Annotated in this window: 16 protein-coding genes; 3 read left to right on the top strand and 13 right to left on the bottom strand. The window is 32.3% G+C overall.

The features are described 5' to 3' along the window. Positions 1–5 precede the first annotated feature (5 nt). Positions 6–695: an L-ribulose-5-phosphate 4-epimerase gene (gene araD / locus M2651_RS01480; protein WP_252130557.1), complete on the top strand. Its 690-nt coding sequence runs from the start codon at positions 6–8 to the stop codon at positions 693–695. Between the two features lie 52 nt (positions 696–747). Further along, on the top strand, positions 748–2,235 hold the full coding sequence (araA, locus tag M2651_RS01475) for an L-arabinose isomerase (RefSeq protein WP_252130556.1): 1,488 nt from the start codon (positions 748–750) through the stop codon (positions 2,233–2,235). A 95-nt stretch (positions 2,236–2,330) separates the two neighbouring features. On the opposite strand, the gene M2651_RS01470 is transcribed toward araA, so the two are convergent. From M2651_RS01470 to M2651_RS01430, 9 genes are all read right to left on the bottom strand, one after another. Continuing rightward, positions 2,331–3,833: a glycoside hydrolase family 43 protein gene (locus M2651_RS01470; RefSeq protein WP_252130555.1), complete on the bottom strand. Its 1,503-nt coding sequence runs from the start codon at positions 3,831–3,833 to the stop codon at positions 2,331–2,333. 70 nt (positions 3,834–3,903) lie between these two features. Continuing rightward, complete coding sequence (locus M2651_RS01465) at positions 3,904–4,308, bottom strand: hypothetical protein (RefSeq protein WP_252130554.1); 405 nt, start codon at positions 4,306–4,308, stop codon at positions 3,904–3,906. 23 nt (positions 4,309–4,331) lie between these two features. After that, entirely contained in the window at positions 4,332–6,101 is a 1,770-nt protein-coding gene (locus tag M2651_RS01460; RefSeq protein ID WP_252130553.1) for a glycoside hydrolase family 2 protein, read from the bottom strand. A gap of 46 nt (positions 6,102–6,147) precedes the next feature. Next, a complete protein-coding gene (locus M2651_RS01455; protein WP_252130552.1) occupies positions 6,148–6,990 on the bottom strand; it encodes a carbohydrate ABC transporter permease in 843 nt (280 codons plus the stop codon). A 19-nt stretch (positions 6,991–7,009) separates the two neighbouring features. Then, complete coding sequence (locus M2651_RS01450) at positions 7,010–7,879, bottom strand: carbohydrate ABC transporter permease (RefSeq protein WP_252130551.1); 870 nt, start codon at positions 7,877–7,879, stop codon at positions 7,010–7,012. Between the two features lie 92 nt (positions 7,880–7,971). Next, positions 7,972–9,249, bottom strand: a complete 1,278-nt coding sequence (locus tag M2651_RS01445) for an extracellular solute-binding protein (RefSeq protein WP_252130550.1) — start codon at positions 9,247–9,249, stop codon at positions 7,972–7,974. A gap of 86 nt (positions 9,250–9,335) precedes the next feature. Continuing rightward, a complete protein-coding gene (locus M2651_RS01440; RefSeq protein ID WP_252130549.1) occupies positions 9,336–10,361 on the bottom strand; it encodes a hypothetical protein in 1,026 nt (341 codons plus the stop codon). Between the two features lie 175 nt (positions 10,362–10,536). Next, positions 10,537–11,466 (bottom strand): ArsR/SmtB family transcription factor, encoded by a 930-nt coding sequence (locus M2651_RS01435; protein ID WP_252130548.1) that lies wholly within the window; start codon positions 11,464–11,466, stop codon positions 10,537–10,539. A 355-nt stretch (positions 11,467–11,821) separates the two neighbouring features. Next, positions 11,822–12,550 (bottom strand): polysaccharide deacetylase family protein, encoded by a 729-nt coding sequence (locus tag M2651_RS01430; RefSeq protein WP_252130547.1) that lies wholly within the window; start codon positions 12,548–12,550, stop codon positions 11,822–11,824. A 143-nt stretch (positions 12,551–12,693) separates the two neighbouring features. On the opposite strand from M2651_RS01430, the gene rbr reads away from it, so the two are divergent. Continuing rightward, positions 12,694–13,287, top strand: a complete 594-nt coding sequence (rbr, locus tag M2651_RS01425) for a rubrerythrin (protein ID WP_252130546.1) — start codon at positions 12,694–12,696, stop codon at positions 13,285–13,287. Positions 13,288–13,323: 36 nt separating this feature from the next. Here rbr and pepT read toward each other — a convergent pair whose 3' ends face one another. From pepT to addB, 4 genes are read right to left on the bottom strand one after another with little or no spacing between them, the layout of a single operon-like run. Next, positions 13,324–14,541 carry a peptidase T gene (gene pepT, locus M2651_RS01420; RefSeq protein ID WP_252130545.1) on the bottom strand — a complete coding sequence of 406 codons (1,218 nt, stop codon included), beginning with the start codon at positions 14,539–14,541 and terminating at the stop codon, positions 13,324–13,326. Continuing rightward, the gene (locus M2651_RS01415) at positions 14,529–15,491 is read right to left on the bottom strand and encodes a 3'-5' exoribonuclease YhaM family protein (RefSeq protein WP_252130544.1); all 963 of its coding nucleotides are present in this window, start codon (positions 15,489–15,491) and stop codon (positions 14,529–14,531) included. Before M2651_RS01415 ends, pepT begins: the two co-directional genes overlap by 13 nt. A 17-nt stretch (positions 15,492–15,508) precedes the next feature. Continuing rightward, on the bottom strand, positions 15,509–19,303 hold the full coding sequence (gene addA / locus M2651_RS01410; protein WP_252130543.1) for a helicase-exonuclease AddAB subunit AddA: 3,795 nt from the start codon (positions 19,301–19,303) through the stop codon (positions 15,509–15,511). Beyond that, entirely contained in the window at positions 19,303–22,767 is a 3,465-nt protein-coding gene (gene addB / locus M2651_RS01405) for a helicase-exonuclease AddAB subunit AddB (RefSeq protein WP_252130542.1), read from the bottom strand. The genes addA and addB overlap by 1 nt, the downstream gene beginning before the upstream one ends. Positions 22,768–22,832: the final 65 nt, after the last annotated feature.

Here is a 22,832-nt window from a genome sequence, read left to right as displayed (position 1 = left end):
ATTAAATGTTAGAACAATTAAAAAGAGCAGTATTAGAAGCTAATCTTGAGCTTCCTAAAAGAAACTTAGTTACTTATACTTGGGGTAATGTAAGTGCAATAGACAGGAAAAATAACTTAGTTGTTATAAAACCCAGTGGAGTTCCTTATGAGGAACTTAAGCTTGAACACTTAGTAGTAGTAGATTTAGACGGAAATAAAATCGAGGGAAAATTAAACCCTTCTTCCGATACTCCAACTCACCTTGTTCTTTATAAAAACTTTAAAGAAGTTGGCGGTATAGTACATACTCACTCAAGATGGGCTACAATTTGGGCTCAAGCTGGAAAAGGTATACCTGCTCTTGGAACTACTCATGCAGATTACTATTATGGAGAAATTCCATGTACAAGAAAAATGACTGATGAAGAAATTAAAGGTGAATATGAAAAGAATACAGGAGATGTCATAGTTGAAACTTTTATAGGTAAAAATCCTATATACATTCCAGGAGTACTTGTAAACAATCATGGACCTTTTACTTGGGGTAAAGATGCTCATGAAGCAGTTCACAATGCAGTAGTTCTTGATGAAGTTGCTATGATGGCTTATCATACCTGTGCTTTAACACCTGGTATAAGCCCAGTAAATCAGGTACTTTTAGATAAGCACTTTTTAAGGAAACATGGTGCAAATGCATATTATGGACAAAAATAAAAACTTTAAATTTAATACATAAATTATTAAATCAATTTAGGAGGAATTTACTATGATAAAATTAAGACCTTATGAATTTTGGTTTGTGACAGGAAGCCAGCATCTTTATGGACCTGAAACATTAGAACAGGTTGCTAAACATTCCACTGAAATAGCAGCAGCTTTAGACGAGGATGTAAATATACCTTTTAAAGTTGTTTTCAAGCCTGTTTTAACTAACTCTTCAGATATAAGAAAACTTTGCATCGAAGCAAATTCAAATGAGAACTGTGCTGGTATCATAACTTGGATGCACACTTTCTCACCTGCAAAAATGTGGATTTCTGGACTTACTGAACTTAGAAAACCGCTTTTACATCTTCATACACAATATAACCGTGATATTCCTTGGAGCAATATAGATATGGATTTTATGAACCTTAACCAATCTGCTCACGGAGACCGTGAATATGGATTCATCGGTGCCAGACTTAGAATGCCTAGAAAAGTTGTAGTAGGACACTGGCAGGACACTGAAGTTGTAAACCGTATTGGTGTTTGGATGCGTACTGCTGCAGCCTTTACAGAAAGCAGCAGCATAAAAGTTGCTCGTTTTGGAGATAACATGAGAGATGTTGCCGTTACCGAAGGAGATAAAGTAGAAGCTGAAATTAAATTTGGCTGGTCTGTAAATGGTTATGGAATTGGAGACCTTGTAGAATATGTTGATAAAGTTACAGAAGAAGAAATAGATGCTCTTATGGCAGAGTACGCAAAATTATATGATTTTGCAGAAGATGTAAAGAGTGGAGAAAAACTTGAAGCAGTTCGTTACCAGGCTAAAATCGAAGTTGGTTTAAGAAAGTTCTTAGAAGAAGGAAACTTCTCTGCTTTTACAACAAACTTTCAAACTCTTACTGGTTTAAAACAGCTACCAGGACTTGCAGTACAGCACTTAATGGCTGAAGGCTACGGCTTTGGTCCAGAAGGCGACTGGAAGACAGCTGCTTTAGTTAGATTAATGAAAATAATGGCTGATGGAAAAGGAACTTCCATAATGGAAGACTACACTTATCACTTTGAGCCAGGCAATGAAATGATTCTTGGAGCTCATATGCTTGAAGTATGTCCAACTCTTGCAGCAACAAAGCCAAGAATTGAAGTTCACCCACTAGGAATAGGCGGAAAAGAAGATCCTGCTCGTATAGTATTTAACGGCGGAGAAGGTGCTGCAGTATGTGCATCATTAATTGATATAGGCGGACGTATGCGTCTCATTGTTAACGATGTAAATGCAGTTAAACTTGAAAAGGACATGCCAAAGCTTCCTGTAGCTCGTGTTCTTTGGAAGCCGGAACCATCACTAAAAGAAGCAGCTGAGGCTTGGATATATGCTGGTGGAGCCCATCACACAAGTTTCTCTTATGTAGTAACTGCTGAACAATTAGCTGACTGGGCTGAAATAACCGGAATTGAATTTGTTCATATCAATAAAGATACTAAATTAGCTAGCCTTAGAAATGAATTAAGATTAAACGATATAGCTTGGAAGTTGAAATAATAATTTTTTGAAATATTTAAGGATTAGAGTTGTTAATGCCCTAATCCTTTTTTCTTCTTAAGTACTTATTTTGCTCAAAATAAGGCACTTAATTTTTATTGCCCAACAATCATAATTTCAGATAAGCCTGCTTCCTGTGAATTATCTTGACCTTTCTCCAAAACAAATTTAATCCATTTTACGTCCATTTCTTCAAAACTTACTATTGTAGCTTCTCCTGGCTTAGTGGAAAGCTGAATATTTTCAGTTTTATAACCATTATCGAACTCTAGTCTTCCTGATAAAACCATTTTTTCACTATTTGTACTATTGTAAATAAATAACTTATTAACCTTTTTAGCCTTATCAAACTGAAGCTTTATGAATTCCCCAAATTTATTATTTGTCACCCAATCATATTTTTCACTTTGTATATTAACTCCTATTTCTCCGTCATTTATACCATCAGCGCTAAAACCTTCTTTAATTGAACTTACAGTAACTTTAGCTTCAATAGCTATATTTTTATATTTTGACAGTCCTGAAGGTAAAAACTGTGGTGTTATAGTAGGCCCATTTACATATAGTGTTCCATCTTCTCTAAAACCTAACTTATCTATACATACTTGTCTATTCCCACCACCAACAACTGCGTCTGTATGAGAGTGATATACTATGTAATATTCTTTATTATCTGGCGATAAAGTTAATGAATTATGTCCAGGCCCAGAAACAAGAATTTCATCTTCAGTTTCAACATAACTTACAATTGGATTTTTTTCATATTTTATAAAAGGTCCTAATGGAGTCTTTGAAACTGCATAACCTATTCCATACTTTTTATCAGCATAAAAATTTGCTGAGTACATCATGTAGTATATTCCATTTTTCTTAAACACCAATGGGCCTTCATTCCATCTCCAGCCTTCTCCTGACTGCAGCTCCCAAGCCTGATCTGGCTTTATTAAAAGTACTGGTTCACCTTTAACAGAAAGCATATCATCATTTAGTTCTATTCCATAAATATGGCTTTCATGCCTTCCTGAAACAATATTTTCCGAACAGTCTCTTGAATAATACATATATTTTCTGCCATCTTCATCAACAATTACATCTGCATCAATTGCAGCATAACCAAAATCAAACATCGGCTTGTTTTCAGGGTTTACAAAGGGACCAGTTGGACTATCACTTACAGCTACCCCTATTCTTAAGCTTCCATTATCCTTACACCTTGCACTATAGTACATGTAATACTTACCTTTGTATTCTACAACCTCCGGAGCCCAAAAATCTTTATTAGCCCAGTTATCACCGTTTACTTGAAAAGCATAGCCTATCTTAGTCCAATCTAACATATTGATGGAAGACCACACGTAAAATCCATACTGTGCTGAAGTCGCATATAAATAATACTTTCCATCAGAAGCTTTTAAAACAAACGGATCTCCAATATTACTTATATTCAACGGATTTTTAAAGGTATCATCGAAATTATCTACATTAACAGTCATAACCTTCTTATTTTGAAACATAATACAACCTCCTGCTGCCATAGCAACTAATATAATTAGTAAAACACTCAAAATAATAGTATTCTTATTAAAGACCTTTTGCATTTAATCCCTCCTCAGCTTATTAAAATATGCCTCTTTATTATTAAAGCAGTGTGAATACCCACACTGCTTTTTAAGTTTTATAATATACTATTATGGCTTTGTTTCTAGCAAGTGTTATAACCCCTGACACTATAAAAGCTGCTGCACTTATAAAATCAGTTACTAGATATGATAAAATTCCACAAACAAAAAACCATACTGGAATTTTTGTTTCTGGCCTTTTATCACTAAGTTTTCTTATAAGATAAATATTTACTGCTCCTATTATTATAAACAACATTCCAAAGGTAACTGAAAACATATATAAATTGTCTGACATTACTTTTGCAGAAGTTTCTACTTTATAGGAACTAAGAGCCAAACTTTCTTCTAGTCCTCTTACTTTTATGGAGTAGATAAACATGGTATACAAACCAGAGGCTACCTGCCATAAAGCTCCTAAATATGCCAATCTCTTTTCAAATTTTCTATTCATGTTTATTTTACTCCTTTCACAGCTTATGGCTTCCATTTACCTTCATTTATAGCCTTTATAATTTCTACATCTATTTTAGGCTTTCTATCATAGGTAAGAAGTCCATTTATCTCCTGCTCAACATCAGTAATTTGTGTATATACAAATCCTTGAATAAGCGGTGATTCAAGGATTGCAGATACTACGTCATAATATCTCTTTACAAAGTCTTCATCAGAGGTTGCTGAGGAATAACCCCAACCCTGCCAGTTTCCTTTTTGATAAGATATTCCGCCAAACTCTGATATTATAATCGGCTGACCTTCATAACTCCAACCTTGAGCAAACATGCCTCTTCCTGAATGCTTAGTTTTTAATATATTTTCTATTGAAGAATATCTCTCTTTTAATGTTTCTTTTCTCCACTCATAATCATGTATTGTAAATAAATCAGACTTGGTATGATCCCATCCATCGTTTGAAATTACTGGTCTGGTACTATCTAAAGATTTTGTAATATAATACATAGCAGCTGAATGAGCCTGTTCATTCTTATTATTCATAATACAGTCTACACCCCAAGATTCATTTAGTGGTGTCCAAGCCACAATACATGGATGATTATAATCACGTTCTATCATTGTCATCCACTCATTAGTAATTCTTTTTACATACTTTCTTGAATATACATATGCACTTGCTATTTCCCCCCATACTAAGAAGCCTAACTTATCAGCCCAATATAAATATCTCGGATCTTCTATTTTTTGATGCTTTCTAACCCCATTAAAGCCCATTTTCTTAGAAAGAGTTATATCCTTAACAAAATCTTCATCAGTTGGAGCTGTTAACAAAGAATCTTCCCAATACCCTTGATCTAAAAGCATTTTTTGATAATATGGTCTATTATTAAGCATAAATTTTCCATCAACTATAGAAACCTTACGAAGTCCAAAGTAGGATTTTACTTCATCAAGCTTAACATCATTATTATAAACAGTAAATAATATATCAAATAACACTGGATTTTCTGGTGTCCAAACCCATGACTCCTGGTGATTCCAGTCAATTGTTATTTCTTGATCCAGCCAAAATTCGCGTTTCCCTCTTCCATTTATAACCTTTATTTTATCATCAACTAAAACTTTATCTCCTAGAGATATAGTAATTCCTAACTGAGTATTTTGACAAGTTCCATCTAACTCGTACTCAATAAAAATCTTTTTGCGATCTACATCTGGAGTCATCCATACTTTATTTAAATAGGTTTCTGCCACTCCTTCAACCCAAACTGTCTGCCAAATACCAGTTGTTCTTGTATAAAAAATACCTTCTGATGTTCTCTTCCAGTATTGTTTTCCTCTAGGTAATTCTAAATCAGTTGTATAATCCTCAACTCTAACAACTATTAAATTATCTTTTTCTTTTACAATATTTGTTATTTCTATTGAAAATGGCACATGCCCACCCTCGTGTGACATCATATGAGTACCATTTACCCATATGTCAGACTTATAGTCTACTGCTCCAAAATTTAAAATTATTCTCTTACCCTTTAATTCTTCAGTTAAATCAAATGTTTTTGAATACCAAACTATATCGTGAAAATCCTGGTTATTTATACCTGATAGTTTGCTTTGATAGATATATGGTACTATTATAATCTGTTTAAACTCAGGCTTTACAAACCACGCATTTTTTATTCCGATATTATTATCATCAAAATCAAAATTCCATTCTCCGTTTAGATTAAGCCAACAGTTTCTTTCAAACTGCGGGCGTGGATATTCTTGTCTTGGTAAATTATGTATCATAACTTTTTCTCCTTACGTTTTATTATTTTACAACTTATTAATATAATTATCCTTTTACTCCGGAAGATAGTGATAATCCTTTTAGGAAGTATCTTTGAGCAAACAAGAATATTATAAAAGTAGGTATAATTGAAATTACTGCTGATGCCATTAAGTGTGCTATTTCGATATCGTAAACACCTTGCAAAAGCTTTAATCCAGGTGTTAACGGCAACTTATCAATATCATTCATTACTATAGAAGGCCATAAGAAATCATTCCATGATCCAGTAAAGCTAAATAATGCAACAACAGTTAAAACAGGTCTAATTAATGGTAATATTACTTTAGTATATATCTGAAAGTCATTAGCACCCTCAACTCTTGCACATTCATCATATTCTTTTGGAATACCGAGCATGAACTGCCTTATAAGAAATATATTAAATACTCCCCCTAATCCAGGGACAATAACTGAAAGAGGATTATCTATCCAACCTAATATATCTGATATTTTATAAAGAGGTATGAGATTTACAACACTAGGAAACATCATTGTCGATAAAAGAAGTGTAAACAATGCATCTCTACCCTTAAAATTTAATCTGGAATATGCATAGGCTGACATAGATGCAATTATTAAAACTAAAATTGTATGTGTTGTAGAAATAAATAATGAATTTATAAACCACTTTACAATTGGTGCTGAAGAAGTGTCACTTAAAACATCTATGTAGTTCTGAATAACCCATTCTATAGGAAGAATTTTATATCCCACAGTCTGTATTTCTGATTCTGCCTTAAAGGAAGATAATAGTGTCCAAGTAATGGGGATTATCCAGAGCACCCCAATAAATGTTAAGAATATAAAAGCTGATGTTTTATCTAAATGCTTTTTAATTAACTTCATTTTACCATCACCTCCTAATTTAATTCTTCTGTCTCATAAGCCTAAACTGCAATAAGGCTACAGCCATGATACATAGTCCTAACATTACAGCCATAGCAGAAGCAATACCCGCTATTGACTCCCCAGTTCCAAAAGCAGTTTCTCTTATATACATAAGAAGTACATAAGTTGAAGCCTTAGGACCACCTTTAGTAAACATTAAAGGTTGCCCATAAATATTAAATTGAGCTATTGTTGTCATAACTAATGTATATGCAATTTGATTTTTTATACTTGGCAATGTAATATAAAAAAACTTTTTTATTGCATTTGCTCCATCAAGTGAAGCTGCTTCATAAAAATCTACCGGAACATCAGCTAGTGCAGAAAGATAAATTACCATGTTGCCACCAATAGTCCACCAAACAGTTATTAAAACTAATGCAATCCATGCATAAGGTTGCATTCCTGCCCAATTAACCTTTAATCCTAAAATATTATTTATAGGGCCTAAATTTCTGTTAAATAAAAATACCCAGGTTAATATTACTGATGATATTGATAATAATGAAGGCAGATAAAATAGTGCTTGAAAAAACTTATGTCCTCTTGGTTTTACATTTAAGGCTACGGCTATCAAAAGAGGTACTATAATACAAAACGGAACGCTGTAAATAACAAACTGTATAGTATTTCCTAAGCCATTATGAAACTGAGTGTAAAAGGTAGAATCTTTATTAACTAATATTTCTCTAAAATTATCCAAGCCTACGAAAACAGGTGTCCCCATTATATTCCATTTAGTAAAAGATATATATATACCAAATACTGATGGGATGACAAAAAAAATAATAAACAATATTAAATGTGGCATAATAAATAAATACGGTATAACTTTTTTATTATTCACGGATTCTTCACCTCGAATCATTTAAATATAGGTTTAATTGAAAGGATTAAGTGTTAGGTAAACCTTAAAACTTAATCCTTAATATAGTAAGATTATTTGCCAGCTTTAATTCTGTCTTCAGTTTCTTTTTGAGCTAGGACTAAACCAGCTTTTATTTCCATTTTATTAAATACTGTTTCCCAAACTATTTTATCAAGTGCTTCAACAGCATATCCATAATATTTATAGTTAAATATCTTTTGGCTATCGCTTTCCTTTAATAAGAAAGATTGAGGCATCTTATTAAACTCTTCATTATCCATTATTTTTAAAGAAGCGGGCACTTGTCCTGCCTTAGCCCACTCTAATGAGTTTTCTCCAATCCACTTTATAAAGTCCATAATAGCAGCAGCTCTTTCATCATCCATCTTAGGGTTCTTGAACATTACAAATTGATGTGACGAAGACCAGTTAACTTTTTTTGAAGCATCAAAGGTGACCATATGAGTCATTCCCCAATTTAAGTTCTTTATTTCTTTTAAGGAGTTTTGCATCCAAATACCTTCTGGCCAAATAACAAGCTTTCCAGATCTAAATAATTGTCCTGGATCTTCACCATCTTGAGTAGCTTCCTTACTTGCAACCATATCTTTTATTGTTCCTAAAACTTTCTCAGATATAGAATTATTAAAGGATGGCTTTTCTCCATCTTCGCTTAGGTTTCCACCTAATTGTGCATACCAGGAAAGGAACTTTACTCTCATCCAAGTAATACCCATACCAGTTATTCCGTCTTTCTTGCTTGCTTCACCAATTTTTTTTGCTTCATCTATTGTAATAATTCCATCATCTAAAACACCTGCACCATATTTATCCATTAAGTCTTTATTATAATATGTTACAAAGGAGTGAACGTCTAACGGGATTCCATATCTTGTTCCCTTGTATTCTCCAACTCTCCAGCCTTCTTTTGCATAATTTTCAGCTTTTATATTTCCATTAGCAGTTATATATTTATCAATTGACATTAGCATATTATTATCTGCAAACTGAGGTATTCTTTCTGCGTGAACTATAGTTACATCTGGAACTTGATCTCCTGAACTTACTACTGTTGGAAGCTTAAGATACATATCACCTGCTTCTATAGGACTATTTTTAACTTTAATCTTAGGATTAGTTTTATTGTATGCGTCTACCATTCTAGCCATGTTTTCTCCATCAGGCCCAGTAAACACATTCCAGAATACAATATCTTTATTAGAAGATGATGCTGACTTTTTCTCTCCTGCACCAGATGAAGTTGTCTTTGAACCACAGCCTACAAGTAAAGAAGCAGTCATAACAGTTGATAAAGTAAGAGTTATTATACTTTTTAGTTTCTTGTTCATAAAGAACTCCCCCTATTTTTTATATTTTTTATTTTAAGCGTAAATGTTATTTACGCCTATTAACTTTAATATTAGAAAGTTTACTGTTAAACTCTTAAATATTTGCTTTTATTCATATTCACAGGCAATTTTCCATTATTAACCTTAATTTTGATAAAGTAATATAAAATTGCTAAAATTACTAAGTTCATATATATACACTGAGTACTAGTTAAGAGTAATCTTTCAAACTTTGAATTTATAGTGAAAATTATCATATTACTCAAAACTATTGAAAATAAAGCATTTTGTCCTAATACTATAATCGGCTTTAATATTAAATAGTATTTTTCCAAAAACTTTGATACTAAGTAATATAAATATAATATAAGCATTGGCATTAGTATCCACTCAAGTTCAGGTGGAAATCTGTTTGGAAGCTTTCTTTGTGTTATAAATTTAAAAATCGGTACTGCTGATAAAGCTCCTGCCCCTATTAAATAATTAATATAAAAACTTACATTATACTTCTTAAAATACATTCCAAGTATGTAAAAGGGCATATACTGAATTACTGGGAAGCATGCAAAGTTTTTTGTACCGATTAATATACCAAGCTGATTAATTTTAACGTTTTCATAAGGAATGAAAGTTGTAAGCAATAAAAGCACAAAAACTGCCCAATATATTTTTTTATTCTCCATTAACTTTTTATATGGTAAAAACAAAATTAAAGTTACAAGATTTAAGCATGCAAAAGATGCTAAGAATTCTGACCAGCCAGGAATATCCTTTAAAATAAAAACATTTATAAAAGTTTTATAAACAAATGGACTTTTATCTATAAATAATTTAAAAGTTATGCCAGATATATAAAAAGCTATTAATGTTTTTAAAATATTTATCAACAACTTTTTCCATATAAACTTAAAATCTTTGTTCATATAAGAAATCTGCACTGCATAACCAAAACAAAATACAAAACCTGAGAAAGTTATTATGTTTCCATAATTAATAAAATAATCTATTATCGGATATATCATGCCGTCTGAAAAAAACTGCATAACATGTACTAAAACCATCCCCATTACAAGGAATCCTTTAAAAATATCAATGCTGTATTCTCTATCCATCTATATGCCTCTTTTTTGAATAAAATTTTTGATATAATACATAAATTATGTTATTTTTATTATGATTATACCAAATTTATTGTAATAAAACATATTTTTTGTCCGTATGCTAAAAAATATTTGGCAGAAATCTTTATATGATATTTGTAATATAATTGTTTCTGCCAAAATAAAATTATATACTGTAATCTATTCTCATAACTATATTCTGCTCATAATCTCCAAATTTCTCACCAAAAATGTTTATCCCGCCTACATGTTTTGTATCTTCTTTTACTCCGATTCTTACTGAAATAAAATTTCCTTGTGAGAGATTTAATGAACCTATCTTAATATCTGAAACTTTATTTTCATCAATAAAAGTTCCGTCCTTATTTACTCTCCAAGTTTTTAAAAGCCCATACTGAGTGCAATCATCAAGCCACCAGCTTGGATTTAATTTGCCTCTTCGTCCTCCAAAGTCACCAGGACTTGTCCATGTACCAATTTCAATACCATTTATCCACATAGTAATATCTGAGGGCCAATTATTTCTATAATTAGGCGCCTCTGAGCAAAGCTCCAATGATATCTCAATCATTTTTTCCCTTCCAATTTGCAGTACACTATTTGGAAATCTATACTCTACATACCCTTTATGAAACCACAAAAGCTGAGCAGTACTTCTTTTAGGGTTATAGAATTTTCTTGGATTATCTTCAGAATCAATAAAGCCGTTTTCATTGACCATACCACATGTTGGATACACATCGCAATCTACAAAATTACCTATAGGCATGTTTATATAGAAAGAATTGTCCTCAGAATGTAATTTTAAAGTATCTAATTGAATGTTTATATTATCGCTTTTTCTGCTACAAACCTTCATTGATCCCCTCACGCCCGGCTGTAGTTCCGTATGAATAAGACCCGCGTCTTCCAAAATTTTTACATTCAAAGCAGCAGAAGAAGCAGGGATATTTAGCTTTTCAGCTATTTCGTTTACATTAAAGCTATTATAATTCAATAACTTAAGTATTTCTAATCTTACTTCTGAAGCTAGTGCTTTTGCTACATTATAAAGTTCTTCAGTTCTTTCCAAATCTAAGTTCACATTTTTACCCATTATGCCTATTCCTCCATTAGCAACAAAACAAGCAACTGACCAAATCATTTATTTTAATTTTTTTGTTTTATTATAATATTATTATAATTCTAATTTTCAAACAAATCAACAGTATTTTTAAAAATTTTTTACAATATATAAATAAATGTCATTCAACCTTGATAACTTTCAATATTTAGATATTTTAATATTTTTAATCAAATTGTAAATTTTAAACAGTATCTCAATTTTGATACTTCCTTTCTTTATGCTCCCAATTTACCAACCTTCCTATTTGTAACCGATTCAAGTATAGTTCACTCTGCTTAACATTTATAAATTTCGCAATTTCATTTACAAAATCCACCCTAGTTTTTTACTTAAATCTAAAGTAATATTCAGTAGTGTTTTCAGTTATAGTCTTAAACTCATATCCTAAATTTCTATAATAATCTATTATTTCTGGAAGTGCTTTTGCTGTAGTTTTATTAGTCTGGTCGCAGTGAAGAAGTAAAAAGATATTAGAGTAAGCTTTACCTACAACCTTATGTGCTTCTCTAACTAATTTGTCAGACGGAGTATTGTAATCTAGCCCATCGGACAAACTAGCATTCCAATCATATATTCTATAATTTTTCTCATGAAGCTTACTTAGTAATTCTGAATTAAGATGCGGTTTGCTTCCACCAGGAAATCTTATAATTTTAGGCGTAAAGCCTAATACTCTATTAACTTCTTTACCTGTATCGTCCATTTCCTTAATAAATTTTTCGTGGCTAGAATATATTTGCCTATATTTGTGTGTAAAAGTATGAAGACCTATGGAATGTCCTTCCTCATACATTCTTTTTAATATATCTTCCCTGCCTTCTATCTTGTTCCCAACCACAAAAAAGGTTGCTTTAACCTCTTTTTCTTTTAAAATATCTAAAATTTTACTCGTTACTATATAACTTGGTCCATCATCAAAGGTAAGATAAATATTTTTTTGTTCTCCATCCTCAGTTTCCTCTGCTGAGACCTTTTTTAATATTGTAATACCTACCGCTGATAAAATAAATATTCCTACTATCAAATATAAATAATGTTTAAACCCTTTCTTCATCCTGTTCCCTCCAATATGTGCATTTAAAGTTATTTAAAAAATTATTACTTAGTATTCCACATATCTTCAGTACATATTTCACTAAAATAATGGAAAAATAAAGCTGTATAATATTAGGTTAGATATATTGGAGGAATGTAGTTATGAAGAGCTTACAAGGTACCAAAACAGCCGATAATTTAGCAAAAGCTTTTGCTGGAGAATCTCAGGCTAGAAACAGATATACTTTCTACTCAAAAGTTGCTGAGCAAGAAGGTCATATGTACATATCAGAAGTATTTAAAGAAACTGCAGATGAGGAAAGAGCTCATGCAAAAGTATTCTTTGACTTTTTAATACAAGGGCTTGGAAAAACTCATATCAAAGTAGATGCAGAGTATCCGATAGGCTTTGGTAATACAGAACAGAATCTTCAGTATGCTGCAGAAGGTGAAAAGGAAGAATGGGGAACACTTTATCCTGGTTTTGCGGATGTTGCTAAACAAGAAGGTTTCCCAGAAGTAGAATTTGCCTTTAAAAAAATTCTTGAAATAGAAACAGCTCATGAAAGAAGATATTTAGATCTTATGAATGCACTTAAAAATGGCAGTCTTTATAAAAAGAATACGAACCAATATTGGAAATGCATGAACTGTGGATATATATTTGAAGGACTTGAAGCACCAAAGGTATGTCCAGCTTGTAAATATCCTCAAGGCTGGTTCCAGATTGCTTATAATTTTAACCCTCAAGCTTAGTAAAACAGGATGCCTCAAAGGGCATCCTGTTTTATTTTACATATTTACGTATAAATCCACTAATTTTAATATTACTTCTACCGCTTTTTCCATGGAACAAACTGGTACATACTCGTATTTTCCATGAAAATTCAGACCTCCAGTAAAAATATTAGGAGTTGGAAGCCCCATAAAAGAAAGTCTGGCTCCATCTGTTCCCCCTCTTATAGGCTTAACTATAGGCTTAACTCCTGCAAGCTCCATTGCTTTTTTAGCATTATCTACAACATACATAACAGATTCTATCTTTTCTCTCATATTTCGGTATTGGTCTTTTATCTCTATGCTTACTCTGCCAGGATATTTTTTATTTAAATTCTCAGAAATCTCCTTAATAGTTTGTTTTCTTTTTTCAAAGCTGTCTTTATCAAAGTCTCTAATTATATAATTTAGTACAGTTTTTTCAACATCACCATTTATACTGTTAAGATGATAAAAACCCTCATAACCTTCTGTAGCTTGTGGGGTTTCACTCTCTGGAAGAGCTGAAATAAATTCATTTGCAATAAGCATAGAGTTTATCATTTTATCTTTAGCATAACCTGGATGAACATTTCTTCCTTGAAAAGTTACTTTAGCACCTGCAGCATTAAAGTTTTCATATTCAAGCTCTCCTATAGCTCCTCCGTCTATAGTATAAGCTAAATCAGCTCCAAATTTATAAGTATCAAAATAGTCAGCTCCTCTGCCAACTTCTTCATCAGGTGTAAACCCTATTTTAATTGTTCCATGAGGTATTTCTGGATGCTGCACTAAATACTCTACTGCAGTTATTATTTCTGCAATTCCAGCCTTATCATCAGCTCCAAGAAGTGTTGTTCCATCTGTAGTTATGAGAGTATCTCCTATGTAATTTTTAAGCTCTGGAAAATCCTTTGGTGATAATATTACTTCTTCATTTAGCTTTATATCTCCTCCATCATAGTTTTCAACAAATTTGGGCTTTACATTTGTTGCTGACATATCAGGACTTGTATCCATATGCGCAATAAAACCTACTACTGGAACCTTTTTATCCACATTAGCCGGAAGCGTAGCCATTACATATCCATTTTCATCTACTGAAACATCTTTAAGCCCAAGCTCCTCTAATTCCTTACCTAATTCCTTTGCAAAAACAAGTTGTCCTTCTGTGGTTGGCACAGTGTTAGACTCCTCATCAGCTTTAGTATCAAACTTTACGTATTTTATAAATCTTTCAACTACTCTTGACATGCTATCTCTCCTTTATATATCCTTCTGCCTTCAAGAGAATAGATTTTCTCTGAAAAACCTCCACTTTTAGTGTCTCCAAGTATTCTATTCATATCATACATCCTAGCATCTATTATATCAAGATAATGAAGAAGCTCAGCCTCTGGAAACATGGGCTTTACAGGGCTTCCATACTCTGGCTCATAGTGATGAGATAAAATCATATGCTGAAGCATCATAGTTACTTCCTTATTTGCTCCTACCTTCTGAGCTGTTATTTCTAATTTTTTAATCCCCTGAATTATATGGCCTAAAAGCTGTCCTTCAACAGTATACTCACTTACTATACCAAGCTCACTGGCATCCATTTCCTCAAGCTTTGCCATATCATGAAGAATAACACCTGCATAAAGTAAATCTGTATTTATGAAAGTATAAATCTCACTTAACTTTTCTCCAGCTTTGAGCATAGTAAACACATGATACAAAAGCCCACCTTTCATAGCATGATGATTCTTTTTAGCTGCTGGATAGTGCATTAATTTATTATGATTTTCTTCTAAAATCGTACTAACTATATTTTTTATATCCTTATTTTTCATGCCTTCAACATAACTTTGAATCTCTTGATACATAAATTCAGAATCAAAAGGTGCAACTGGAACAAAATCTTTTATATTTACACCATCAGAAGGAATAGTTTCTCTAATCTTTTCTATCTTAAGTTGAAGACTATTTTGCCAGCTGCTTACAATCCCTCGCACCTTAACGAGCATATTTTCAATGTATTTTTCCTCGTCTCCTTCAGCATATTCCCATATCTTTGCGTTTATATCTCCTGTTTTATCTCCGAGTGTTAAATCCAAATACTTTTTTCCATTTGCAGATGTTTTAAGTTCCAAAGACTTTATAATAAAAAATCCATCTATCCTCTCATTAACTTGAAGTTCTTTTATCTTTTTAAACTCCATGAAAATCTCCTTTCAAATTAATACTCAATTATCTCGCCGTTACTAAACAAATAAATATATCTTTCTTTTACAGCTTTTCCTGTTATTCTTTTAAGTGCTTCAGTGTAGTAATATATTTGTTTTTCGTATCTAACCTTAATCTCCTCCATATTCTCTTCTGTTGCATAATCGGTTTTATAGTCAATAAGTACTATTCCATCCTCTTCAATAATGAAACAATCTATAACTCCCATAAGAAGAGTTTCCTCTTCTCCATAGATTTCTTCAGATAACGCTTTGTTAACTTCAGTTGACTTTAGCTTCATATGAAAAGCAACTTCACGTTTTATATCCCTATCCAAATCCTTAACATTCAACATTCTTTTCCCAAGCGGTGAACGGAAAAATCTTAATATACTGTTTATATTTACAGACATTGCTTGTTCTTCTGTTAAAAGCTCTTTAGCCACCATTTCTTTTACCTGCTCTTTTATTTCATTAAAGCTGCCTGTTTTTCTTAAATTAAGATGCTGCATTACAAAATGTACTACTGTACCTCTCTCAGACGCTGATAAACCTTTAGCTTCCTCAAGAAATACCGGCTTTTTATGAAGCTTTTGAATAAACATGCTAGTTGTATAGGAGTCTATCTCTGGGTTATTTGCTAATCTTTTAAGCTCTGTAACTGACAATTTTGCTGGTATTTTTGAAGATTCTTTATATTTATACTGCCAGCTTAGTCTTCTTTCTATCTCCTCTTTATATTTGCTAACAGGCTTTTCATCTTTTATTTTTTCTAAATATTCACAAGTAACTTCTTTTTCTGAAGCCTCCTCCATATTATCATCTTGTTTATCCCCTATAACATCATTTTTATACCATAACTTTATTTTCCACTTCGAACAATCATGAGAAAGCTTACCTGTATCGAATTCTTCTACTTCTGCAAAGTTTCTTAATACTTCTCCATCCTTATGCTTAAGCATTGATAATACTATCCAATCTAAATAACTTTTAGAATTTAAGGCAGCATGCTCAGGTATTTTTTCGCTTTCTTTATCTAAGCTATCCCACCATTTAGAACAAGTCTTTTCAATATTATTAATCATACCAGTAATAATAAGCTTTTCTCTAGCTCTTGTAAAGGCAACATAAAGAATTCTCATTTCCTCTGAAAGAGTTTCAAGCTTCATCTTATTCCTAAGTGCCGTCTTTACAATAGTAGAATGTTGTATTCTTTTCTCAGGATCTACATACTCTGGCCCTAAGCCTAAATTTTGATGATACAAAATTTTATTGTTTAAATCCATAAAATTAAAATTTTTACCACTTGCACTAAGTACAACTACAGGAAACTCTAATCCCTTACTCTTATGAATACTCATAATTCTGACTACATTTTCATTTTCTCCAAGTATCTTAGCACTACCCATATCTCCATTGTTTGTTTTAAGCTTATTTATAAAGTTTACAAAGTTAAATAAACCTCTATAACTTGTATTTTCAAACTGTCTTGCTCTTTCAAACAGTATTCTTAAGTTAGCCTGTCTTTGAATTCCGCCAGGCATAGCCCCTGCATAACCATAGTAGCCTGTACTTGTAAATAAATACCATATAAGTTCATCTATAGGCATATGTAATGCTTTGTTTCTATAGATTTCAAGCTCATTTAAAAACCTGTCAACCTTACTATAAAGCTCCGCTTTTTTCAAATCTAGTTCTTTAAACTTTTTAAGAGCAATATAAAAGGGAGCTTTATTATCTGCAAGTCTGATGTCTATAAGCTCTTCTGGAGTAAAAGAAAATATAGGAGAACGAAGTACAGCAATAAGAGGAATATCCTGAAGAGGGTTATCTATAATCTGAAGTAAAGACATCATTGTTCTTATCTCTATTGTTTCAAAATATCCGTTTCCTGTATCAGCATACACAGGTATTCCTTCCTTACCAAGCTCCTCAACAAATATTGGAGCATAATCTTTAGTAGCACGAAGAAGTATAACTATATCTCTATACTGAACATCTCTATATTTATCAATGCTTTTGTCAAACACTTTAAAACTCTTTCCTTCTTTAGGAGAAATAAGCTCTTTTATTCTCTTAGCAACAACCCTAGCTTCAATTTGTATATTGTCTAGGCTTTCTTCTTCCTCTTCACTTTCTTCCGTTTCTTCCTCTTGAGAAATTTCTTCACTTTGCTCTAATAAAACTTTTTCTTTTTCAATAATATGAAGCTCTAAATCTCCTCCTGTTATTCCTTCCCCCTCTAAAGCCTTATAATCTGCACCTAAATTTAAAGCCTCGTCTTCCGTATATTCAAGTTCTCCAACAGCTTTGGACATTAGCACCTTAAATATATAGTTTACTCCATCTATAATCTCCCTGCGGCTTCTGAAGTTTTTATAAAGAGTTATAACTCTGTCTTTAGCTCCCTCTTCCCTTGAATAGTTTTCATATTTATCTAAAAACAATCCTGGTACTGCCTGCCTGAACCTATAGATGCTCTGCTTTATGTCTCCAACCATAAACACATTAGGTGAATCTGTAAACTTTCTTGATACCATGTTTATGATAACTTCCTGAACAAGATTGCTATCTTGATATTCATCTACTAAAACCTCATCAAAGTGCTGCCTAAGCTCTAATGCTGTTTCTGAAGGCTTAACATCTCCATTTTCATCCTCTACTGTTAATATACTTAAACATAAATGCTCCAAATCATTAAAATCTAAAAGGCCTCTTTCCCTTTTCTTTTCTCCGTATAACTTATGAAAATCTAAGACTAGATTACCAAGCTCCTTCATCATTGGGTAAAGTTCTTTCAGGTTTCTTATAACAAGGTCTTTATCTATTCCAAAAATATCATCTCTTATGGACTTAACCTTTTTTTTAACTTGTTCCCTCATCTTATCTTTTACCTTTTTCTGAAGTTCCTCATCGTATACTGCATTTTTTCCAAGTCTTTTTATAGTCTGAAACTTATAGCTTAAAAATTCTTTACAAATACTTTCCCAAGGATAATCCAAGCTTGTAATCAGACTATCTATAAGATTTAAGTCTTCTTTAAAAGTATCAATATAAGGAGTTAATCCTTCAGATTTCTCTATTAATGAAATAGCCTTAAATATTATGCTTTTTACCCCTTGAAGCTCTATTTTTGCAGTTTCTTTAAGGATTTGAGCCCATTTTGTGTTCCCAAATTCAAAATCTTCACCTACATTAAAAGCTTCCGCAGCATCATTAAGCCACTTTTTAGGCCAAGGTCCGCTCATTACAAATCTATACAGATTAAGCACTATATCCTTTAGTTTATCGTCATTTCTTCCGCCGCTGTAGCTTTCAACTAAGCTTAAAAATGGATGCTCAGCATTTTCTTCAGCTTCTTTATATTTTTCTTCAAAAAGCTCATCTATAGTTTCAGATCTTAAAAGCACCTCTTCAGTCCCATCTGCTATTCTAAAATTAGGATCTAAATCTATACGGTGAAAATTGTTTCTTATAACATCTAAACAAAAAGAATGCATTGTTGTTATTTTTGACTTATTCAAAAGAGTAAGCTGCCTTTGCAAAACCTTTGATTCTGGATTTTTATCAAGAGCCTTAGATATAGCTTCTCCAATTCTTTCTCTCATCTCTGCCGCTGCTGCATTTGTAAAGGTAACAACTAATAGCCTGTCAATATCTACAGGATTTTCTTCATTTGTTATAATCCTGATAATTCTTTCAACTAATACAGCAGTCTTTCCTGAACCAGCTGCTGCAGCTACAAGCAAGTTGCAATGCCTTGTCATTATAGCAAGCTCCTGCTCTTTAGTCCATTTAGCTTCGCCCATCAAATTTTCCTCCTTTCCACTTCTTTTCTCATAAGCTCCCAAACCTCTTCCTTGCTCTTCTCATTTAAAAATTTATACTTGTTTTCTTTAATACTTGGATCAAATTGACATATGCTTTTATAATTACAATACGCACAAGGAGTATTTTTATTTTGCTTATAAGGATTTATGCTTATGTTTCCACTTAACATATCTTCACAAAGCTTTATAACCATTTCTCTTGCATACTTTCTTAAAAGCTCAAACTGTTCTAAGCTAGCGCCTGAAGTTTTATCTGAAACTCTGTCTCCTCCAACAATTTGTGCAGGTATAATAAGAGAATACCCTTTGTTTTTTGAATCTGTTATAGTGTTATCCATAGCCTTAATTATTTGAGCATCATTTAAAAGCAAACCCTTCATTTTAAGCTCCTTTAAAAGAGCTTTTTGAATTTTTTCTTCATCCTCTTCTTCTTCAATCTTCACAATTGGATCATCAATTTTAAAATAAAGTATCGCCCCAGGAATCATACCTTTTTCAATATATTTTTCCTTATTAGAAAGTATAGCATCAAGATAAACTAAAAGCTGAAGCTCTAGACCATAGTATACATCAGACAGCTTAAAAGCCTTGTTTCCTGATTTATAATCTATTACTCTTATATAAACTTCATCCTCTGTCTGAAGTTCATCTACTCTGTCTATTCTTCCAATAAGTTCAATTTTATCCCCTGAAGACAGTTCTATTTTTATAGGAGGATAATCTCCATTTTTACAAAAAGAAACTTCATGTCCTACTGGGTTAAAGCTGCTTCTTTTTACCTGCTCGCTTATTACATTTACAGATTTAATGAGTATTCTCTTAAGCCTGTTAGCCATATATTTGTATCTTGGGGAACTATTTAGTATCAAACCCGTTTTCTCCTTAACCTTATCATCCACGATTTGAGAAATAGCTCTTTCAGCAAAGTTTTCATCTACATCTCTAAAGGTAATTGCTTCTTTATCTAGGATTTCTGAAAAACTATCTAAAACCTCGTGAACAAAACTTCCAATCTCTGGTGTTGAAATTTCAAATATTTTTCTATCCTCTGCCCTGAGCCCATACTGTACATAATAAGAAAAAGGGCACTGTGCATATCTTTCAATCCTTGATACGCTAAGCTGAAGAGGTACTCCATAAAGCTTTTTAACCTTCACAGCATCTGCAATTTTAACCTGATTATTATAATTAAGTCCTGCAAAAGCTCTCCTGCATCTTTCCTTCCACTTATCCTTATTTATGTACCATCTGTAAGCATCCCACCAGATAGAATTTATCTCATCACCTTCCTTCTCTGCTCTTATAGCAGCTATAAGCTCATTAAAGCTGGACTCCTCTCCTACAATTTGCTGCAATATTTCCTCATCATTACCTTCCGTTATAATATCGCTTTCTTCTCTAAGCTTTGGAAAAATTTTTTTAAGCCTTAATATTATGATTGAAGGCCTCATGCTCTTTCCTTCAAAATCAGCTATAGGATAGCTGATTCTAAGATATTTCCCTCCGATAGTTAAAGCCCTATATATTAAAAACTGCTCTTCAAAAGCTTGGGATCTGGTATCTGCTGCTATCTCCATACCTAAAGCTTTTAATGCTTCTCTATCTCTATCGCTTAAAATCCCTTCTTCATCTGAAGTCCTTGGAAATACTCCATCGTTTGCTCCTATAATAAAAAGAGCAGAAACTTCATGACTTTTTACACGTTCAACGCTTCCCACTAAAACCTCATCAATTGAAGCTGGAATTACTCCCACGTCATATTCGTTTATCCCTGTTGTAAGTATCTTTAAAAACTCCTCTAGCTTAACTTCTTCGTCTCCCAAAACCTCAACTAACTGGTCAAAAAGCTCTATTATCACATTCCAAACCTGACTGTATTCATTTGCCATATCAAGTTCATCAGCTTTCCTAAACTGTTCAACCCATTTTTCAACTTTCTCTCCTGCTTCAATAGAAACTAAAAACTCATAAAGCCCTGTGCATATTTCTCTAATGCTCTTTCTTCCTTTGACCTGTACCTGAAGCTTTAAAAGCGGAGCAGTTATTCTGTTTTTTATATCATTAATCCTGTTTAAGCTTTCTTCTTCCTTATCACTTTCACTAAAATCATAACTTAAATCATACCCCCATTCTTCCAGCCACTTTTTTCCTCTTATACCGTTAGCAAGCACATAATTTTCAATTAAATCAATTTCGTCTCTTTCAATACCAACAAGTCCTGTTTTTAAATATCTAAATACTGACTCATAGGACCAGTTTCTAATAAAAATCTCCATTACAGAATTTAACAGAATAACAAGAGGATTACTGTTTATATCTCTTCTTCTGTCTATAAAATATGGAATGCCATATTCAGAAAAAATAGCTTCTACAAGCTTTTCATAATTTCCTAAATCCCTGGTTATAACAGCAATATCTCTAAACCTTAAATTTTTATCCCTGCAAAGCCTTATAATCTCTGAAGCTACATTTCTTATTTCACTGTACATGTTAAGAGCTTTAAAAACACTTAAATCTTTTGTTGTATCATTATAAACATTATAAGGAAAATGAAAAAAATATTTTTCTAAATGTCTTATCTCTTTACTTTCTCTGAATCTATAAGGCATCTTCTCATCTAAACAAATTGGTTTATCATAAGAAATGCCATTTTTCTCAATAATTTTTAGTATTTTATTTTCTGTATTTTTTATAGGCATAAATACATCAGTATTATCTGCCTCGCCTCCATTTGTAAGGCAATCCGTTGTAAGAGTTATATTTACTCTGTAAGCTTTTTTAAGAAGCTTTTCTATTATGTTATATTGAAGTGGGGTAAAGGTAGAAAACTCATCTATCCAAATCTCCGCTCCATCAAATATGTCACATTTATCTAATTTTTCAATGAGCATCATAAGCTGATCCTCACTATCTATGTATTTTTCATGCAGATAACTTTCAAACCTTTCATAAATTTTGCCTATCTCTTCAAGCTTTCCTTTTAAAACCTCATTTCCATCTATCTTATCTGCAATAAGTTTAACTTCTTCAGGAATAACATTGTACCTTTTAAATTCACTTATAACTTCAGACATAACATTTACAAATCCTTGCTTTTTTCCTGCTCTTGCAAATATCTTTAATTCTTCTTTAACTTCCTCAAGTATTTTATAAATAAGCATATTCTTACCTGAAGAATTCATATGAAGCCTTGTAATACCGCCAACCTCACTTAGTACTACATGAGCCATTCTTGTAAAACTTAATACCTGTACATTATGAATACCTCTTTCTCCTAAGGTATACACAAGATTTTTATCTGCTTGAAATGTAAACTGCTCAGGTACAAGATAGATAAGCTTTTTATCTTCGTAACAATCGCTTAAAACTCTTTCTTTTATGTTCTCTAAGCAATACTTGCTCTTTCCGCTGCCTGCTCTCCCGAAAATAAATCTTAAACTCATAAATTCACCATCCTACGTGAAATAAAAAAACCCCTTATTTAATATAATAACTATATTATATCAAA

It is taken from the genome of Clostridium caldaquaticum, from assembly GCF_023806125.1.
GTDB lineage: Bacteria > Bacillota > Clostridia > Clostridiales > Clostridiaceae > Clostridium_AT > Clostridium_AT caldaquaticum.
Note: the sequence above shows the minus strand (reverse complement) of the source record. Positions and strands in the feature narration are given on the sequence as shown.

Bases quoted from the DNA above. Each gene is read 5' to 3' on its own strand.
- M2651_RS01445 (WP_252130550.1), bottom strand. From the start codon at position 9,249: ATGAACAAGAAACTAAAAAGTATAATAACTCTTACTTTATCAACTGTT.
- M2651_RS01460 (WP_252130553.1), bottom strand. From the start codon at position 6,101: ATGATACATAATTTACCAAGACAAGAATATCCACGCCCGCAGTTTGAA.
- M2651_RS01455 (WP_252130552.1), bottom strand. From the start codon at position 6,990: ATGAAGTTAATTAAAAAGCATTTAGATAAAACATCAGCTTTTATATTC.
- araA (WP_252130556.1), top strand. From the start codon at position 748: ATGATAAAATTAAGACCTTATGAATTTTGGTTTGTGACAGGAAGCCAG.
- addB (WP_252130542.1), bottom strand. From the start codon at position 22,767: ATGAGTTTAAGATTTATTTTCGGGAGAGCAGGCAGCGGAAAGAGCAAG.
- M2651_RS01440 (WP_252130549.1), bottom strand. From the start codon at position 10,361: ATGGATAGAGAATACAGCATTGATATTTTTAAAGGATTCCTTGTAATG.
- M2651_RS01470 (WP_252130555.1), bottom strand. From the start codon at position 3,833: ATGCAAAAGGTCTTTAATAAGAATACTATTATTTTGAGTGTTTTACTA.
- addA (WP_252130543.1), bottom strand. From the start codon at position 19,303: ATGGGCGAAGCTAAATGGACTAAAGAGCAGGAGCTTGCTATAATGACA.
- M2651_RS01415 (WP_252130544.1), bottom strand. From the start codon at position 15,491: ATGGAGTTTAAAAAGATAAAAGAACTTCAAGTTAATGAGAGGATAGAT.
- M2651_RS01435 (WP_252130548.1), bottom strand. From the start codon at position 11,466: ATGGGTAAAAATGTGAACTTAGATTTGGAAAGAACTGAAGAACTTTAT.
- pepT (WP_252130545.1), bottom strand. From the start codon at position 14,541: ATGTCAAGAGTAGTTGAAAGATTTATAAAATACGTAAAGTTTGATACT.
- araD (WP_252130557.1), top strand. From the start codon at position 6: ATGTTAGAACAATTAAAAAGAGCAGTATTAGAAGCTAATCTTGAGCTT.
- M2651_RS01465 (WP_252130554.1), bottom strand. From the start codon at position 4,308: ATGAATAGAAAATTTGAAAAGAGATTGGCATATTTAGGAGCTTTATGG.
- M2651_RS01430 (WP_252130547.1), bottom strand. From the start codon at position 12,550: ATGAAGAAAGGGTTTAAACATTATTTATATTTGATAGTAGGAATATTT.
- rbr (WP_252130546.1), top strand. From the start codon at position 12,694: ATGAAGAGCTTACAAGGTACCAAAACAGCCGATAATTTAGCAAAAGCT.